19 protein-coding genes are annotated in these 16,999 nt (G+C 70.2%); 6 read left to right on the top strand and 13 right to left on the bottom strand.

What is annotated here, in order from left to right; translation table 11 throughout:
* Position 1: 1 nt before the first annotated feature.
* Genes MA875_RS01820 through MA875_RS01805 form a run of 4 tightly spaced genes read right to left on the bottom strand, consistent with a single transcriptional unit; the run spans position 2 to position 4,452 of the window.
* Positions 2 to 1,531, bottom strand: a complete 1,530-nt coding sequence (locus tag MA875_RS01820; protein WP_248239883.1) for a sugar ABC transporter ATP-binding protein — start codon at positions 1,529 to 1,531, stop codon at positions 2 to 4.
* A 5-nt stretch (positions 1,532 to 1,536) separates the two neighbouring features.
* Positions 1,537 to 2,598, bottom strand: coding sequence for a zinc-dependent alcohol dehydrogenase (locus MA875_RS01815; RefSeq protein ID WP_248239882.1), 1,062 nt, complete (start codon positions 2,596 to 2,598; stop codon positions 1,537 to 1,539).
* 19 nt (positions 2,599 to 2,617) lie between these two features.
* Positions 2,618 to 3,577 carry a transketolase family protein gene (locus MA875_RS01810; RefSeq protein WP_248239881.1) on the bottom strand — a complete coding sequence of 320 codons (960 nt, stop codon included), beginning with the start codon at positions 3,575 to 3,577 and terminating at the stop codon, positions 2,618 to 2,620.
* Entirely contained in the window at positions 3,577 to 4,452 is an 876-nt protein-coding gene (locus MA875_RS01805) for a transketolase (RefSeq protein ID WP_248239880.1), read from the bottom strand. Before MA875_RS01805 ends, MA875_RS01810 begins: the two co-directional genes overlap by 1 nt.
* 233 nt (positions 4,453 to 4,685) lie before the next feature.
* Here MA875_RS01805 and MA875_RS01800 point away from each other — a divergent pair, with 233 nt between their 5' ends.
* Positions 4,686 to 6,182: an aldehyde dehydrogenase family protein gene (locus MA875_RS01800; RefSeq protein ID WP_248239879.1), complete on the top strand. Its 1,497-nt coding sequence runs from the start codon at positions 4,686 to 4,688 to the stop codon at positions 6,180 to 6,182.
* An 86-nt stretch (positions 6,183 to 6,268) separates the two neighbouring features.
* Positions 6,269 to 6,802 carry a MarR family winged helix-turn-helix transcriptional regulator gene (locus MA875_RS01795; protein WP_248239877.1) on the top strand — a complete coding sequence of 178 codons (534 nt, stop codon included), beginning with the start codon at positions 6,269 to 6,271 and terminating at the stop codon, positions 6,800 to 6,802.
* Positions 6,803 to 6,867: 65 nt separating this feature from the next.
* Here MA875_RS01795 and MA875_RS01790 read toward each other — a convergent pair whose 3' ends face one another.
* From MA875_RS01790 to MA875_RS01765, 6 genes are all read right to left on the bottom strand, one after another.
* Positions 6,868 to 7,038, bottom strand: a complete 171-nt coding sequence (locus tag MA875_RS01790; RefSeq protein WP_248239875.1) for a CsbD family protein — start codon at positions 7,036 to 7,038, stop codon at positions 6,868 to 6,870.
* 130 nt (positions 7,039 to 7,168) lie between these two features.
* Positions 7,169 to 7,405 carry a hypothetical protein gene (locus tag MA875_RS01785; RefSeq protein WP_248239873.1) on the bottom strand — a complete coding sequence of 79 codons (237 nt, stop codon included), beginning with the start codon at positions 7,403 to 7,405 and terminating at the stop codon, positions 7,169 to 7,171.
* Positions 7,402 to 7,680, bottom strand: a complete 279-nt coding sequence (locus MA875_RS01780) for a hypothetical protein (protein ID WP_248239871.1) — start codon at positions 7,678 to 7,680, stop codon at positions 7,402 to 7,404. The genes MA875_RS01785 and MA875_RS01780 overlap by 4 nt, the downstream gene beginning before the upstream one ends.
* A gap of 83 nt (positions 7,681 to 7,763) precedes the next feature.
* Positions 7,764 to 8,147, bottom strand: a complete 384-nt coding sequence (locus MA875_RS01775) for a pyridoxamine 5'-phosphate oxidase family protein (RefSeq protein ID WP_248239870.1) — start codon at positions 8,145 to 8,147, stop codon at positions 7,764 to 7,766.
* Complete coding sequence (locus MA875_RS01770; protein ID WP_248239868.1) at positions 8,144 to 8,446, bottom strand: hypothetical protein; 303 nt, start codon at positions 8,444 to 8,446, stop codon at positions 8,144 to 8,146. Before MA875_RS01770 ends, MA875_RS01775 begins: the two co-directional genes overlap by 4 nt.
* Positions 8,447 to 8,549: 103 nt before the next feature.
* The gene (locus MA875_RS01765; protein WP_248239867.1) at positions 8,550 to 8,987 is read right to left on the bottom strand and encodes a VanZ family protein; all 438 of its coding nucleotides are present in this window, start codon (positions 8,985 to 8,987) and stop codon (positions 8,550 to 8,552) included.
* 105 nt (positions 8,988 to 9,092) lie between these two features.
* Here MA875_RS01765 and MA875_RS01760 point away from each other — a divergent pair, with 105 nt between their 5' ends.
* The 3 genes from MA875_RS01760 to MA875_RS01750 are packed head-to-tail and all read left to right on the top strand — an operon-like array spanning position 9,093 to position 12,504.
* Complete coding sequence (locus MA875_RS01760; protein ID WP_248239866.1) at positions 9,093 to 10,895, top strand: DUF4012 domain-containing protein; 1,803 nt, start codon at positions 9,093 to 9,095, stop codon at positions 10,893 to 10,895.
* 9 nt (positions 10,896 to 10,904) lie between these two features.
* The gene (locus tag MA875_RS01755) at positions 10,905 to 11,468 is read left to right on the top strand and encodes a cell wall protein (protein ID WP_248239865.1); all 564 of its coding nucleotides are present in this window, start codon (positions 10,905 to 10,907) and stop codon (positions 11,466 to 11,468) included.
* 10 nt (positions 11,469 to 11,478) lie between these two features.
* On the top strand, positions 11,479 to 12,504 hold the full coding sequence (locus MA875_RS01750; RefSeq protein ID WP_248239863.1) for a glycoside hydrolase family 6 protein: 1,026 nt from the start codon (positions 11,479 to 11,481) through the stop codon (positions 12,502 to 12,504).
* A 19-nt stretch (positions 12,505 to 12,523) separates the two neighbouring features.
* On the opposite strand, the gene MA875_RS01745 is transcribed toward MA875_RS01750, so the two are convergent.
* The 3 genes from MA875_RS01745 to MA875_RS01735 all read right to left on the bottom strand — a co-directional run bounded on the left by MA875_RS01745 (position 12,524) and on the right by MA875_RS01735 (position 16,078).
* The gene (locus MA875_RS01745) at positions 12,524 to 13,606 is read right to left on the bottom strand and encodes a response regulator transcription factor (RefSeq protein WP_248239861.1); all 1,083 of its coding nucleotides are present in this window, start codon (positions 13,604 to 13,606) and stop codon (positions 12,524 to 12,526) included.
* Between the two features lie 122 nt (positions 13,607 to 13,728).
* The gene (locus tag MA875_RS01740) at positions 13,729 to 15,162 is read right to left on the bottom strand and encodes a glycosyltransferase family 2 protein (RefSeq protein ID WP_248240114.1); all 1,434 of its coding nucleotides are present in this window, start codon (positions 15,160 to 15,162) and stop codon (positions 13,729 to 13,731) included.
* A gap of 169 nt (positions 15,163 to 15,331) precedes the next feature.
* Entirely contained in the window at positions 15,332 to 16,078 is a 747-nt protein-coding gene (locus MA875_RS01735) for a fructose 1,6-bisphosphatase (protein ID WP_248239860.1), read from the bottom strand.
* Positions 16,079 to 16,339: 261 nt separating this feature from the next.
* On the opposite strand from MA875_RS01735, the gene MA875_RS01730 reads away from it, so the two are divergent.
* Positions 16,340 to 16,990: a hypothetical protein gene (locus MA875_RS01730; protein WP_248239859.1), complete on the top strand. Its 651-nt coding sequence runs from the start codon at positions 16,340 to 16,342 to the stop codon at positions 16,988 to 16,990.
* The last annotated feature ends 9 nt before the right edge of the window (positions 16,991 to 16,999 follow it).

The following is a 16,999-nucleotide window of genomic DNA, read 5'->3' as shown; positions in this document are numbered from 1 at the left end:
GTCAGACCGCCTTTCCGTAGCAGTAGGACAGGAGGATCTCGTCGTCGGCGCCCTCTGCGGGGACCTCGCCCGAGACACGACCCTCGTGGAGGATGACGATGCGATCGCTCATCCCGATGAGCTCGGGGAGTTCGGAGCTCACCGCGATGACGGCGGTGCCCTGGGCGGCGAGTTGACGGATGAGGCGGTAGATCTCCGCCTTGGTTCCCACGTCGATGCCGCGGGTGGGCTCGTCCATCAGCAGCACCCGGGGGTTGCGGGCGAGCATCTTGGCGAGCACCACCTTCTGCTGGTTGCCGCCGGAGAGCTCGCCGACGTGCTGGCGGGGGCTGCGCGCCTTGATGCGGAGGTCGGCGATGCCGCGCTTGGCGATGTCCGCCACGCGGGCCCCGGCGACGTAGCCGGCGGAGCTGACGGTGCCGAGGTTGGCGAGGGTGATGTTGTCCTGGATCGACGCACCGAGGATCACCCCCTGGCTGCGACGCTCCTCGGGAACGAGGGCGATACCCGCTTCGAGGGCGCGACCCACGCCGCCCCGCCGGGGCAGGACGGTGTCGCCGACGGCGATCTCGCCGGCGGTGTGACGCTGCGCGCCGGCGATGAGTCGCAGCAGCTCGCTGCGGCCCGACCCCGCGAGACCGCCGATCCCGAGCACCTCGCCGGCGTGGACCGTGAACGATACATCCGACACGCGGCGGCCGCTGAGCCCCGACACCGTCATCACCGGGGTGGCCGTCGTCGTTCCCCGATCGGGATAGAGGGCATCGGGGGAACGGCCCACCATGAGGGAGATGACCTCGTCGATGTGGGAGTCGGCGACGGGCTTGGTGATGATCGTCTCGCCGTTGCGCATGATCGTCAGGCGGTCGCAGAGCTCGAACACCTCCTCGAGGCGGTGCGAGACGTACACGATCGACACGCCCTCGTCGCGCAGCGACCGCAGCACCGCGAAGAGATCGCGGATCTCGGTGTCGGTGAGCGAGGCGGTCGGCTCATCGAGGATGAGCACCCGCGCGTCGGTGGCCAGGGCCCGGGCGAAGGCGACCATGGTCTGCTGCACGGGCGAGAGCTCGCCGGCGAGCTTTCCGAGGGGGATCTTCTGGTTGATGCGCTGCAGCTGCTCCTTGGCCCGGCGGCGCAGGTGCGCCCAGCGCACCACGCCCGCCACGCTCGGGGTCTCCTCGCCCAGCAGGATGTTCTCGGCGACGCTGATCGAGGGGACGATCGACAGCTCCTGGTAGAGCGCGACGATCCCCGCGCGGTTCGCGGCGCGGACGCTGGCGAACTCGACCTCGTCGCCGTTCAGCCGGATCGACCCCGCGTCGGGCTCGTGAATGCCGGTGATGATCTTGATCAGCGTGGATTTGCCGGCGCCGTTCTCGCCGAGCAGGGCGTGGATCTCTCCGGGCCGCACCTCCAGCCTGGCGCCATTGAGGGCGTGCACGCCCTCGAAGCGCTTCACGATCCCCTCCACCTGGAGGGTCGGCGTGGGGGTTCCCACCGTCTGCGGACGTTCTTCCACGGTCGTCATGCTCCTCAGCTCCCGTCGGGGATGTCGTTGCACCGGATGAGGACCTTCGGGTGACGTCCACTCAGGTGTTCTGCGAAGGCGGCGACGGCGTCGTCGAGGTCGTAGACCGCCCGAGTGAAATCGTCGAGCCGCAGATGCGGAAGCAGCTGCACGGCGCGCGGGAAGGCGTAGGGCGAGACGAACACACCGGTGAGGGTGAGCTCTTTGAGGTAGAGGTACGACGAGAGGTTCAGCGGCAGCTCGTAATCGGCCGGGTACATCGCGCCGTAGACGACGGTGGCCCCGTGCGCGGCGAGATCGAGCAGGCCCGGAACGGCGCGGGTCGCTCCCGACGCGTCGACGACGACGTCGAAGCCCTTGCCGCCGGTGATCTCCGCGACCCGGGCGGCCTGGTCCTCGACGAGCGGGTCGATCACGTGGTCGGCCCCGCCGCGCAGCGCCATCTCCCGCCGGTCGGCGATCGGCTCGATCATCGTCAGCGAGGTCGCGCCGTGCAGCTTCAGCACCTGCAGCGCCAGCTGTCCGATCGGTCCGCCGCCGCAGACGAGCACACGATCGCCGACGCGGAGGCGGGTCTTGTCGGCGATGCGCACGGCCACCGACACAGGCTCCAGCAGGGCGCCCTGGCGGAGGCTCACCTCCCTCGGCAGCCGGTAGACCTGCGACTCGTGCCACGTGACGGTCTCGGCCATCCCGGGACGGTTGTACTCCTGGATGAACTCGCAGAACTGCTGACGCCCGTCGCGGCACGGCAGGCAGGTGCCGCAGAACCGAAGGAAGTTGCCCGCGACACGGTCGCCGACCTGAAGACCCGTGCGATGGGCGCGCTCGCCGAGCGCCTCGACCACGCCGGAGATCTCGTGGCCCAGGCCGATCGGCACCTCGGTTCCGAAGTAACCCTCCGCCACGTGGGGATCCGATCCGCAGATGCCGGCGTAGGCGACGCGGATACGGACGTCCTCCGGGCCGAGCGGCTGCGCGGGGAAGTCGGCGAGACCGATGACCCCGCGCTCGTCGGCGTCCTCGGCGCGCAGGTTCCCCACCCGGGTGACGGCGACCGTCTTCATGGTGACCCCTCTTCCGTTCTCAGGCCGCGTGAGCCCTGCGGATGGCGGCGACGGTGGCCGACAGGCCGTAGCCGTGCTTGTCGCGCAGCTGCTCGTCCTCGCCGAAACCGGCGTAGACCTGCGGGATCCCGAGTCGCTCGAAGGCGGTCAGGTGCAGGCGGCGATCGGCGATGACGTCGGAGATGCGGCTGGCGAGTCCGCCGTAGGCGAGGTGGTCCTCGAGCACGACGAACCGGCCGTCCGTCCGTTCGGCGGAGTCGAGGATCAGCTCCTCGTCGATCGGCTTCAGCGTGAACATGTCCACCACCCGCACCGAGATCCCCGCCTCGGCGACCTGCTCGGCGGCGGTGAGCGCCTGCGCGACGGTGGTGCCGTGGGTGAAGAGGGTGAGGTCGGTGCCCTCGCGGGCGATGATGCCCTTGCCGATGCGGATGTCGTGCTGGCCGGGTTCGTAGAGGACCATGTCCTTCTTGCCGACCGCGAGGCGGATGTAGAGGGGACCGGGCATGCTCATCGACTGCCGGATGATCTCGCCGACCATGAGCGGGTCGCCGATCGAGGTGACCGTCATGTTCGTCAGCGCCGACATCAGGGCGAGGTCTTCGACGGCGTAGTGGGTCGACCCGCCGTTGCCGACGAGGCCTCCGTGGGTGCCGATGATCTTCACGGGAAGGTTCGGGTAGCAGATGTCGGTGCGGATCTGCTCCAGCGCCCGCATGCTGAGGAAGGGCAGCATGCCCGAGACCACGGGGATGTTGCCGTCGTAGGCCAGTCCCGCCGCGATCCCCACGCACGCCTGCTCGGCGAGCCCCACGTCGATGAAGCGGTCGGGGAAGCGGTCCCGGAACTCCACGAGGGTGGCGCCGATGTCGGGGGTGAGCACGAAGAGGTTCTCACGCTCCTCCCCCAGCTCCGCCAGGGTCGAGCCGATGACCGATCGGGCTCCGAGGAACTCACCGAAGGTGAAGGTGACGGGCATCAGACACTCTCCTTCGCACGGGATGCCTCGAGCGCGGCGAGCGCGCGCTCCAGGTCGGCAGCGCCGAGCGAGCCGGCGTGCCAGGCGAGGTTGTGCTCCATGAAGTCCACTCCCTTGCCCTTGACGGTGTTGCAGATCACGACGGTCGGCACGTCGCTGGACGGGTCGGGGAGAGCGTCGACCGCGGCGACGAGGTCGGCCATGTCGTGGCCATCGACCTCGACGACGTTCCAGCCGAACGCGCGCCATTTGTCGGGATACGGCTCGAACATGACCCGCTCCTCGGCGAAGCTCGTCATGAGCTGCTTGTTGCGGTCGATGAAGGCGACGAGGTTGCCGAGGCGATTGCTGCGCGCGGCCATCACCGCCTCCCAGACCGATCCCTCACCGGTCTCGCCGTCGCCGAGGAGGGTCACCACGCGGTGCGTCTCCCCCCGGTGGCGGGCGCCCAGCGCCATCCCGACAGCCAGGGGGAGTCCGTGACCGAGCGACCCGGTCGAGCACTCCACGCCCGGCAGCTGAACCTTGCACGGGTGCATGCCGTAGGCGCTGTCGAGCTGGCCGTAGGTGGCGACGATGTCGTCGTACTCGAAGAAGCCGCGGATCGCCATGGCGATGTACATGCAGACCGCGGCGTGCCCCTTGCTGAGCACGAACCGGTCGCGCTCGGGGGCGGCGATGTCGGACGGATCCACGCGCAGTCCGTAGCTGAAGAGCACGGTCAGGATGTCGGCGGCGGAGAGGTCTCCGCCGATGTGGACGGCGCCCTCGTAGGTGCCGCACAGCTGCAGGAGCTTCGATCGCAGCTCGAACGCGAGGTCTTCCAGCTCAGCCACGCTGTGCTCTCGACCTGCTGTCAGGGTCGGCGAACTCACCACATGCCTCCTCGTTGAATGACACGGTGTCGGGTCAACCGGCCATCCTCGGCCGGCTGAGATCCCTCGACGGGGAGGGATGTCGGCGAAGCTACCACCGACTCATTTACAAGTAAAGAGGGATGCACGTAAACTTGCCGCACGGGTCATCATCCCGTCGGCGGCCCGCACGTTCGCACGGTGATGGACAATAGCCCGGGAACGAAGAACCCACAGAGAGGTGAGTTTCAGCCATGACAGATGTGATGACGTCGGCCGGAGTGTCGACAGGCTTGTTCATCGGCGGGGAGGAGCGGTTCACGGACGACGTCCTGACCGTGGCCGACCCGGCGAAGCCGGGAGCGACGGTCGGCACGGCCGCCGCCGCCTCGGTCCAGGATGTCGCGGACGCCGTCGCGGCGGCGAAGTCGGCGTTCCCCGCGTGGGCGGCGATGGGGGCCGAGGAGCGCGCCCGCCTCATGGCAGAGGCGATCGCGGGGATTGCGGACGACCGTGACACCGACGCCGCGATCCTCTCCCAGGAGAACGGGAAGATCCGCTTCGAGGCGTGGGTGGACGCCCTCGTGTTCGAGATCCGATGGAACCTCGCGCTCATGCTCGCGGGCGACGTGGACAAGGGCCACACCCTCCCGGTCGTCCCCGGGGCCATCCCGGTGAACACCGAGGTCGCCTACCAGCCCCTCGGCGTCGTGACCGTGATCGTGCCCTTCAACTGGCCCATCGCGATCCTCGGGGCCGCTCTGCCGCACGCCCTCCTCGCGGGGAACACCGCGATCGTCAAGCCGCCGCCCTCGGCGCCGCTGGCGACCACCCGTGTCGTCCAGCGCGTGGCCGAGAAGCTGCCGCCCGGCGTGCTCAACGTCGTCACCGGCAAGGACGAGAACATGGCGGGACTCATCCAGAACCCCGACATCGCCAAGGTCTGCTTCACCGGCAGCGTCAACGGCGGCAAGCGGATCATGGAGATGGCGTCGAAGACCCTGACCCGGGTGACGCTGGAGCTCGGCGGCAACGACGCGGCGGTGTTCCTCGAGGACGCCATCCTCGACGACACCCACCTCGACCGGCTCTACGCGGCGATCTTCGACACCACCGGCCAGATCTGCATGAACGCCAAGCGCGTCTTCGTCCACCGCTCGCGGATGGACGAGCTCGTCGCCGGGCTCTCCGCCCGGCTCGAGAAGGCCGTCATCGGCTACGGGCTCGACGAGGGCACCACCATGGGCCCGCTGCACCAGCCTGCGCAGAAGGCGTTCGTGGAGGAGATCATCCAGGAGGCCAAGGACGCGGGGGCCGATGTCCGCGAGTTCGGCGAGCTGCCCGGCGGCGACCTCGCCGGCGGCAACTTCCTGCGCCCGGCGATCGTCGTCGACCCCGACCCGCAGCTGCGCGTGGTCACGCAGGAGCAGTTCGGTCCCGTCATCCCGATCCTCCCCTTCGACAGCGAAGAGGAGGCGGTGCGCCTGGCCAACGACACGTGGGGCGGCCTGTGCGGATCGGTCTGGACCGGCGACCCCGCCTCGGCGCAGCGCGTGGGCTCCCAGCTGGTCTGCGGATACGTGTGGGTCAACGACCACGGCGCGACCCGGCTCGACCTGCGCGCGCCCTTCGGCGGTATGAAGCAGTCCGGCTTCGGCCGGGAGCAGGGGATCGAGGGGGTGCGGGCGTTCCAGGACACCCGCTCCATCGCTACCATCGACCCCGACGCTCTCGCCGGAATGGCCCACTGATCGACAGGCTGGGGGGTCCGGTCGGCGACGGCCGGATCCCCCGCCGCATCCACCCCGCGCCGCGGCGCCGACGAAGGGACCTCCCGATGACCTCCGCCCCGATCGCCGCGGCGACCGACGATGTCGTCACAGAGCCACTCGGAACGGTCATCGACCCTGACGAATTCACCCCGCGCCTGCTCGCCCTGCTCTCCAACGCGCTGGTCTACCGGGAATCCCACGAGCTTCGCCGGCAATTCAAGCTCGGCACGAACGAGTGGCGGGTGATCTCGGCGCTGTCGATGCGACCCGGAATGTCGGCGACGGAGGTGTGCGAGTTCCTCGGCATGAACAAGGCCGTCGTCTCGCGATCGGTGACCCGGCTGCAGCTGCGCACGCTCATCGTCCTCAGCGACGGTCCGCGCGGCTCGCGTCCGCTCTACCTCACCCGCGCGGGCGCGGAGATGCACGACAAGATGCTCCCGGTGTCGATGCGCGGCCATGAGATCATCACCGCAGGGCTCGAGGCGTCGGAGGTCGCCGCTCTCAACGAAGTGCTGCGAGGGATGCTGTCGCGGATCCGCAACGACGCCGCCCTGCAGGGTGCGCCCGGCTCTCCGAGTCAGTATCCGATCGACTGACGCGCGCAAAACGCCCCGGCATCTCATCGGATGACGGGGCGTTTCGTCGTGCGGGAGGCGGGGCCTTACTTGAAGGCGTCCTTGACGTTCTCGCCGGCCTGCTTGACGTTGGCCTTGGTCTGGTCGCGCTCGCCCTCGGCCTCGAGCCGCTCATTGTCGGTGGCCTTGCCGAAGGCCTCCTTGGCCTTGCCCGTGGCTTCTTCGGCGGCGTTTCGGATCTTGTCGTCGAGTCCCATGATGGATCTCCTTTCGATCGGCTGCGTTCGACGCTACGCCGACCGGCATGGACGGGGAGGGCCTTGCCAAGCCGCAGCGCGTGTTGTACGCCGGGCGCCGGCTCACTTGTCGAAGGCGTCCGCGACGTCGTCAACGGCCTGCTGAGGTGTCGGTGGACGTCGGCCGCATCAGCTGAGCGTCGTCCTGCGTCGCCTGCGGGGCGAGGGCTGCCCCCTGCGGGGAGAGGTCGGGCAGGAACACCAGCGCACACGCCGGACAGCGGTACCCGCCGCGGATGTCGTGGAGCGCCGTGCCGCACTCCGGACACGCCGGCTGGGCGAGGGCGTCGAGACCGTCGAAGTCCTCCACCTCGTCGTGGGCGGTCATCGCGCCACCGGGCGCCGACCCCAGTCGGCGATCGCCCCACCGCCGGGACCGTGGGCGCGGAGGTACGCACGGTGGATCTGCTCGCACGCCAGCCGCAGGGTGGTCGACCACCCCAGGATCTCGCCGCGATACATCGCCCGGTACCGCACGTCTGCGCCGTTCATCACCCGTCGAATCTCCACCGTTCCGTACTCATCGCCGGCCGGATCGACCATGCGCCACGTTCCGGTCGGGCCTTCGACCGCGGCGAGGATCGGGTTCCATCGTTCGGCCATGGGAGTCCTCTCTCCGGCCGATGGTCACAGGCTACTCCCGTGCGCCGACACCGCCCAGGGGCAGGCGCAGCGCGCGGTGCAGGTCAGCGCGAGAGCAGTCCCGACGAGGCGAGGAAGACGTCGGCCTGGATCCGGATGACCACGCGTCGGGGATTCTCCCGGGGCGGCCGGTAGCGCTCGGCGTAGAGACGCTCGGCGAGGCGCACCGCCTCCGCGTCGCGTTCGATGTGCGCAGAGCCGGCGATGCTCAGCCATCGCGGTCCCTCGACCTGGGCGACCGTGGCGCGCCCGTCACGCTCGACATTGCGGACCTTCTGGGTGCCGTCGGTGGTGATCACGCGGACGACGCCGTCGACGAGGGTGAAGCCCACGGCGACGACGTGGATGTCACCGCGCGGACCGATCGTCGACAGCGTGGCGAGGTGCCGGTCGGCCACGAACCGCGCACCCTCGGGAGTGAGGCTCACGAAGCCGACCCGAGATAGCGGCGGAGCGTGACCTCGACCGTGGAGAACGCGCGTCGGACGCGCACCTGCGAGACGCCGAGCGCGAGGAGTGCGCGCGCGGTCTCGGGGTCGAGCCGCTGATCCTTCACCGGCTCCCACCCCCGCATGCCGTGATACTCGGCGACGATCTTCGGAGTGGCGTTGACCGCTCCGAGCTTCCTGCGCCGATAGACCGCGGTGGCTCCGTCGGGTGCCTCCGCGGGGGCGTCTGCGGAGGCCGAGGTGCGCCGCCGCTGCGGCGGCTCGTCGACGTCGGACATGGCTCTCCTCACTTCGCCCGCGACTTCGGGTGACGCGGACCCGGCCATTGTGCTCCCCGAGCCGATGCCGCCGCCAATCGAATCGCCCGCTGTAACGAGATGTTCACGATCCATGCGGAGGCATAGGTCGGCGGCGGCGCCGAAGCTCCACGATCCCCCAGCCCATCAGGCCACCGAGGGTGTTGGCCACGACGTCGCGGAGGGTGGCGGTGCGCTCGGGGAGGAGCAGCTGCCCTCCCTCGACGAGGAGCGTGGTGGCGAGGATGACCGGAAGCACCAGCGGTCGCTCGGCGCGGAGGATCACCGCCAGCAGCGCGCCGAGGGGCACGAAGAGCAGGATGTTGGCGGTGAATTCGATCACGTCGTAGGTCAGCCAGGGAAACGCACGGGTGATGGTGCGCAGCAGCGGCCCGGCGCCCTGGTCGACCGGGGTCGGCCAGAACGCGATGAGGACGAGGGCGAGGCCGTACCCGCAGAGCAGCACGATCGCTGCGAGGTGCGATGCGCCGTTGCGAGCGGGCGTCGTCGGATGTGCGGTCACGCGGTCCCTCCGGGTCCGGCGCCGCGACCCTGCCGCGCGATGAATGGTGCGAGCATACTCCGTCGCGTTCCGGTGCGCTCGCGTGCGAGCGCTTAGGGTGATCGGGTGAGCGAATCGGCCAACCCCCGCGCCCTGCGCCAGGCCGGCGTCGTCTTCGCCTGGGTTCTCGCCGCCTTCCTCGTCACCCTGGTCTTCCTCGCCGGGTGGGTCGGGGTGCGCGGGTTCCTCGCGTACCAGCACCTCACCGACGCCCAGGCGACGGCCGCGGCTGTGCGCGACGATCTCACCGACCCCGCCCTGGCATCGGCGGCCATCGCCGACGTCGCCGCCGACACCTCCGCCGCTCGCGCCTTGACCTCCGATCCGCTGTGGCGGATCGCCGAAGCCCTCCCCTGGGTGGGCCCTCAGCTCTCGGCGGTGTCGACCGTGGCCGCCGCCGTCGATGATGTCGCAGGGTCCGCCCTCGCACCCCTTGCCGACGTCGCGAGCGGGTTCGATCTGGCGGCCCTGCGTCCGAAGGACGGCAGGATCGACCTCGCACCGTTCACCGAGATCCGGGAGGCGGCGGCGACCGGCGCCACATCGATCGGCGGCGCCGCCGAGGCGGTGGCCGGGATCGACCGCGCACCGCTCGTGCGCCCGCTCCGCGACGCCGTCGACGAGGTCGGCGCCCTCCTCGACGAGACCGAGACCGCCACCGGTGCACTCACCCGCGCGGCCACCCTGCTCCCGGCGATGCTCGGCGCCGACGGGCCGCGCTCCTACCTCGTGCTCTTCCAGAACAACGCCGAGTGGCGCTCGCTCGGCGGCATCCCCGGCGCGACCGCCCTCGTGCGCACGGACGGCGGCGCGATCTCGCTGGCGGAGCAGGCATCGTCATCGGATTTCCCGCGCTACGACGAATCCGTCCTGCCCCTCGGCGCAGACGTCGAGGGCATCTTCTCCGCCCGCCCCGGCCGCTTCATCCAGAATGTCACGCAGATCCCCGACTTCGCCGTCTCCGGCGCCCTCGCCCGCGAGATGTGGGCGCGCGAGCGCGGGGGCGAACAGGTCGACGGGGTCATCGCCATCGACCCCGTCGCCCTCTCCTACCTCCTCGGCGCGACGGGGCCGGTGACCCTTCCCACCGGAGACGTGCTCACCGCCGAGAACGCGGTGCCCCTGCTCTTGAACGAGGTCTACTTCCGCTACGAAGACCCTGCCGATCAGGACGCGTTCTTCGCGGCCGCGGCGGCATCGGTGTTCAGCGCGCTGACCGCCGGCGGCACCGATCCGGCGGCGCTGGTGGACGCCTTGACGCGGGCGGGGGACGAGCGACGACTGCTGCTGTGGAGCGCGCGCGAAGACGAGCAGGCCCTCCTCGCCGGCACGACCCTCGCAGGCCCCCTGCCCGAGACCGACGGCGACGTCGCCCGCTTCGGGGTGTACCTCAACGACGGCACGGGCTCGAAGATGGACTACTACGTCACCGCCACGCCCACCCTGACGTGGGATGCCTGCGTGAGAGGCGGCTCACCGGCGTCTCCGACGGCGTCGGGGACCGCGACGCTCACGGTCACCCTGACCAACAACGCCCCCGCCGATGCCGCCACGGCGCTCCCCCGCTACATCACCGGCGGCGGCGCCTTCGACGTCGCCCCCGGCATCGCCCGGACCGTCGGGTACGTGTATCTGCCCGAAGGATTCGAGCTGCAGGATGCCACGATCACCGGCGACGTCGGATTCGGCGGCGGCACCCACGACGGGCGCCGGGTGCTGAGCTTCGCCGTCGACGTGGCCCCCGGGGCCTCGGCGACGGCGACGGTCTCCGTCACCGCACCCGAGGGCTCTGCCCCCCAGCTGGAGCTCGTGTCAACCCCCACCCTCGTTTCCCCTCCCGACCTCGTCGCGGTCTGCGAGCCCGCTTAGACTCGAGGCGTGTCCCGCCGCTCCCCCCGCGTCGCGCTCATCGCCCTCGTGGCGCTGGCGGCGATCGGAGTGCCGGGGGCCGCGCACGCGGCATCCGTCGTCGACGCCTCTTCGATCTATCCCCCCTCCGGATCGTGCACGACCAGCCCCGCAACCGTCGCGCCCGGGGGCGGCTTCGACTTCCAGTGCGCACCGGCGACGTTCTCCAGCTCGGAGCAGGTCACCATCACCGTCACCGGCGAGAACGGGGCGGGCGCCGACATCGGCATGGTGCGCTTCGCCATCACCACCGCCAGCGGCACGACGACCTCGGCCGAGGACGGCTCCGTCGCCCCGGTGCGCATCACGCTGCCCCAGAACGCCTCGGGCACCTACAACATCGCCGCGGTCTCCTCGACGTCGGCGGGGAGCACCGCCGCGGTGACGGTCACCTCACCCGACGGGCCGCTGCCGATCACCGGGATGGAGACTGGATCGCTCATCGGCCTGTTCGTCGGCGGCGGCGCGCTGCTGCTGGCCGGGATCGCGCTCGCCGTCGCCGCCGTCCTCCGGCGCGGACGCGCGCGCCGATAGCATCACTCTCGTGGCCGTCGCCCCCGCACCCGTGCGCCGTCGCCGCCGCGGGATGCCGCGGTGGCTCATCATCGCGTTCGTCGTGCTGGCCGCCTCCGGGCTGCTGGCCATCCTCGCCGCGATCGGATGGATCGCCACCTGGGGGTTCCAGATGCTCAGCGCCCGCCCGCCCGCGCTCGGCACCACCATCGTCGTGCCCGACGAGTCCAAGGCGGCCAAGGCCCTGGCGACCGAGGCCCCCGGCACCGAGGAGTATGCCGCGACGGAGTACCTCGCCGCTCAGCCCACCGCCTACTGGCTCACCCCCGAGGAGGACCCGATCGGCGAGGTGTTCGGGCGCATGACCCACCTCGCGGAGGAGGCGCGCGAGCAGGACGCCTCGATCGCGGTCGTCGTCTACGGGCTTCCCGGCCGCGACTGCGGGAACTTCTCCGCCGGAGGTCTGGACGAACCCGACTACGTCACCTGGACCGAGGAGATCGCCGCGGGCCTGCGCGCGGCGGGCGACCTCCAGAAGATCGTCATCCTCGAGCCGGACAGTCTCGCCCTCGCTCCCGAGTGCGGCAACGTCGCCGAGCGGGTCGCACAGCTGCGCGGGGCGATCGATCGTCTTGCCGGTCCGAACACGTGGATCTACGTCGACGGGGGACATTCGACGTGGCTTCCGGCGGAGGAGATGGCACGCCTCATCTCGCAGCTCGACCGCGCCGGCAGCATCCGCGGGTTCGCCACCAACGTCTCCAACTACAACCATGCCAGCGAGGAGTTCGCCTACGCCCGTGTGCTGTCGAACCTCCTCGGCGGGGCGAAGGCCGTCGTCGACACCTCGCGCAGCGGCGCCGGGTCCAACGGCGAGTGGTGCAACCCGCGCGGCCGTCTCATCGGCGAACCCGGTGGCACCCTCGCCGACGACGTGGTCGACACGAACCTCTGGATCAAGCCGCCGGGCGAGTCCGACGGCGAGTGCAACGGCGGCCCCGCCGCCGGCGTCTGGTGGCCGAAGGCCGCCGTCGAGCTGACCCGCGACGTCGACTGAGCGGCGCGGGCCTGCCGGGTCAGGCGCCGGTGACGAGCTCGGAGGTCAGCCGGTACCCCACGCCCCGCACGGTCTCGATGTAGCGGGGGTTCGTGGGGTTGTCGCCGAGCTTGCGCCGCAGGTTGGTCATGTGGGCCTCGATGGCGCGCTTGTCGGCTTCGCCCACGAAGTACGAGGTGACGTAGGACTCACCGCGCAGCACCAGCGTCAGGTCGGCCTTGCTGCGCACCCGACGCTTGGACTCCATGAGGGTCGCCAGCAGGTCGAACTCGGTGCGGGTGAGATCGAGGGTGTCGCCGGCCACCATCACGATGCGCGTGTCGGGGTCGAGCTGGAGATCGCGGTGGGAGAGCACCTGGGCGCCGACGAGCTCGCGAGGGCTCTGGTCGGCGGGCACGAGATCGGTGCCGGCGTTCGGGTCGGCCGTGGGCTCGGCGGCGGCCTGCGAGGCGGACTGCGCGGCCATGATGATCGGCTCGAGCGGGGTTCCGGGCCCGGTGGGCGCGGCCGCGGGGCCCGGGTGCCCCGGCTGCTCGCCGGCGTACCCCGGGAAGGGCATCGCCGGCCCCGACGGCATCTGCGGCATCCCGGGCATGCCCTCGTAGGGGTACGGGTAGGGCGCCGGCGCCTGCGGCTCGTACGGGCGCTGGGCGATCGGACGGGCGCCGGGGAACGAGGGCCCGACGCTGTCCTGTCGGGGCGCGGGCGCCGTCTGCTGGGTGCGAGGGCGACGCAAGAGGGCATCGATCCGCGCGCGGAGCTCGCGGGGCCGGAACGGCTTGACGATGTACTCGTCGGCGCCCGCTCCCAGGCCCAGGACCACGTCGGCCTCGTCCTCCAGGCCCGTGAGCATGATGATGTAGGTGTCCGACTGCGCGCGGATGCGCCGTGCCGCCTCGAAGCCGTCGATGCCGGGCATGTTCACATCGAGCGTGGTGATGAGCGGCTGGTAGGACACCACGGCGCGGACGCCGTCGATGCCGTTGCCGACCGACACCGTGGAGAAGCCCGCCGCCTCCAGCACCTCGACGAGGAGGTGACGGATGTCGGGATCGTCTTCGACGATGACGGCCGTTCGCAGGGCAATCGAAGGGTCGCTCATCGGTGGATGCTCCCAGTGGTCGAGGAGAAGCGGAGCAGCCACGGCGGTCTGCCTAGCGGAAGCGCTGTCCACGGTCATGCTACACATCTCCCGTCCTGCGTCGCCGTCACGGTCTCTCGACGTCAGACCTTGTATCCCTGGTACCGGCGGATGAGCTTGAAGAACATCAGCAGGGTCTGCAGCACGGTGACGACACCGACGATCGGCCAGCCGATCCACAGGATGGTGGACTGCACCATCGGACCGAGCATGGTCCAGATCACGGCCATCGCCACGAGCACCGCGACCAGCAGCAGCAGCGGCAGCCAGTGGGCACTGCCGCCGCCCTTCTCGGCCTTGGCCTGCATGGCCCAGTTGTCGACCTTCTTGCGGGAGAGGAAGCGCGTCCACGACCGCAGGAAGTGGCTGAGGCGGATCCACATGAAGATCTCGGCGGGGAAGACCAGACCGGCGAAGAGCAGGTCGCGGGAGTTGTGGCTCTTCATGGTGCGGGCGATCCGCAGGTTCAGCAGGGTCGCCACGACCGGCGGGATCAGCCACCACGGCGAGAAGATGAACGCCCCGATCGACAGCGAGCCGGCAAGGAGGATGAGGAAGGCGACGCGCACGAACAGGTTCGTCAGCATGCCGAAGTTCTCGAACCACCGCAGGCGCAGGTTCGGGTGGAACGGCTGGCCCTTGGTGTCGCCGCGCTGCCCCGGCCACATCAGCTCGATCGCGCCATACGTCCACTTCACCTGCTGGGCGTCGTAGCCCTTCAGCGTGGTCATGCCGCCGACATCCGCGCGGGCGTAGGGGCTGATCTTGGTGAGGTAGCCGGCGCTCTTGATCTGCAGCGACAGCAGCGAGTCCTCCACCTCGCTGTCGCGGACCCAGGGGGTGGACTGGTGGTTCTGGCGCATCACGTCGCGGAGGGCGTTGGTGGAGAAGATCGAGAACTGCCCGCCCAGCACCGCCATGTTGCGGCCGCGCAGCAGGTTCTGGAGGTTGAACGCGGCGAACTGCGTGCGCTGACCGGCGATGAGGAACTTGCCGACGAGTCCCTTGATGGGGCGGTCGTCGATGGAGTAGATCGCCGAGATGCCGCCGATGCGCGAGTCCGAGACCGCCTCGGTCTCGAGGAGCTCCACCGCCTTGGGGTCGGCCATCGTGTCGCCGTCCACGCCCAGCAGGTAGTCGTAGCCCTCGACGAGCGAGTAGCCGTAGTTGAGGGCCCCGACCTTCTTGTCGGGGTTCTTGCCGATGTCGTGCACGAAGACCTCGGTGAACTGCTCACCCAGGTCGTTGGTGATCTGGTGGGGACCGGCGAACTCGGAGGCCACCTTCACCGTGGCGTCGGAGGAGTTGTTGACCACGACGTGGATGACATCGGGCACCCGGGTCTGGCTGAGGAGCGACTCGATCACCCCGGCGATCGACTCCTCCTCGTTGTAGGCGGGGATGATGCATCCGATCGTGGAGCGGTGACCGGTGAGGTTCTCCAGGACCGAGGAGAAGTCGTCGGCGAACCCGGGCTCGGCCGGCAGGTCGGCGGGCGGGCGCGGCGCCGGTGACATGGGAGCGGTGCGGGGGAAGGCGACGGGGGTGTTCTGGTCGGTCATCGTGACATCCTGTGTCGTTCAGAGCGGCCTGCTTCTGCCGGGTGGCTTCCTGCCGCTGAGACCACCCTGCCCGCCCGACCGCGACGCGGACCCGAGGTCTCGTGAAGCCCCCCGCAAGGTTGCCTCAAGGCTGGGTGGGGGGACCCGCCACCGCGGCCGAGCCGTCGGGATAGATGGCCACGGGCAGGTACTGGTAGACCGTCTGCTGCTGGAAGGAGTTCTCGTCGTTGGCGTTGCCCTCGACCCACACCGTCAGGGCGAATTCGAGGGTGATCCCGTAGGTGTCGCCGGGCAGCTGGCTGATCGTGGTCTCGGGGACGAGAAGGCCGCCCTGGAAGCTGTTCAGCAGCAGCCCGCGGTCCGAGCGCAGCGTGTCGGTGGGCACGAGCGTGCGCGGATCGGCGCTGAACTGGAAGGGGCTCTGCACCTGGCCGCTGGTCTGCGCGGTCTGCGAGGTCACCGAGACCGAGGAGAGGTAGACCCGGCGCTTGTCGGTGAGCACCGCCTTCTCGTCCACCCGGTAGTCGTGGACGTTCACGGCGAAGCCGAGGGTCTTCATGCGGGTGGGGGTCCACTCCTGCGTCCGCTTCGGGTCGGCCGCCCACACGTCCAGGCGCACCTCGAGCTGGTCGGCGACCTCGGTGGACAGCGCCACCGACCCGTCATAGGTGAACTGGGAGTCGAAATCCATCGACGGCGACGCCAGGGGCGTCGGAGTCGCCGCCGCGGCCGGTGCGCCCGTGGATTGCTGGAACTGGTTGAACGCATCGACGACCTGAGCGCACCCGGACAGCGCCACGGCGAGAGCGCCGGCGGCCGCGACGGCCAGGAGCCGGCGCGGACGGCGGATACGGGGGGCTGAGGTGCTCACGGCGGGACTCCTGACGTGCCGGTTCGGACGGGGTGGGGGCCGGCCGATTCCGCGAACTGTGGGCACACCGCCCGGTTCGGGTTCGGGCGGCCTGCGAAAGCGACCGGTCCCACCCCTCGCCGGTTACACAACCACGCCGATCGACGATCTTGAGGTTCTTGAGGTGATCTTGCGCCAGCCTTGCGCTGGGAGGTCCGTAGAATGACGCCACTGTCTTCCCCGGCCGGAAGGCGCATCGTCTCACCCGCCCCGGGAGGTTCCATGGGTCCCCATCGCCGTGCCGTCGTGGGCGTCGCGAGTTCCACGCTCGCCCTGACGCTCGCCCTCGCCCTGACGGGCTGCGGGCCGGCGCCGTGGGACTTCGGCGCCGAGCCGACGCCGAGCGCCACGCGGAGCAGCTCGGCATCGGCCGCACCGGCCCCGGTGCCCAACGACCTCTCCAGCGGATCGACGAAGCGCGAGCTCGTCGCCGGCGCCGTCGCCGCTTCGGTCGACTACTGGTCGACGCTGTCGATGGACCGGTGGACCGCCGAGGCCCTGAAGCCCGTCAACCTGTCCATGACGACGACGGTGACCCCCGACGACGGCCAGAAGGTCTACCTGCAGCGGGCGGTGATGGTGGCGGTGCCCCAGGGACCGGATGGCGCGATGGCGCCCCTGGAGGCGCAGATCGATCAGTCCTCGGTGGCCCCCGGGTACCTCGTCCTCGCGCCCTACAGCTATTCCCAGACCTTCAACGTGGGCTCGGTGCCCGCCGAGGCGACCCACGTGCAGCTGCAGTTCAGCTACGACTTCCTGGTGCAGACCACGCCGACCTCGAACGAGTTCGCCAAGCAGACGGCGAGTGACACGGTGACGGTCGCCATCGCCGCGGTGCCGGGCGAGTCCGACGAGTCGGAGTCCGAAGGCTGAGGGTCCGCG

Origin of the sequence: Microbacterium kunmingense (assembly GCF_023155745.1) — a bacterium.
GTDB lineage: Bacteria > Actinomycetota > Actinomycetes > Actinomycetales > Microbacteriaceae > Microbacterium > Microbacterium kunmingense.
This window is presented reverse-complemented; position numbering and strand designations above follow the sequence as displayed.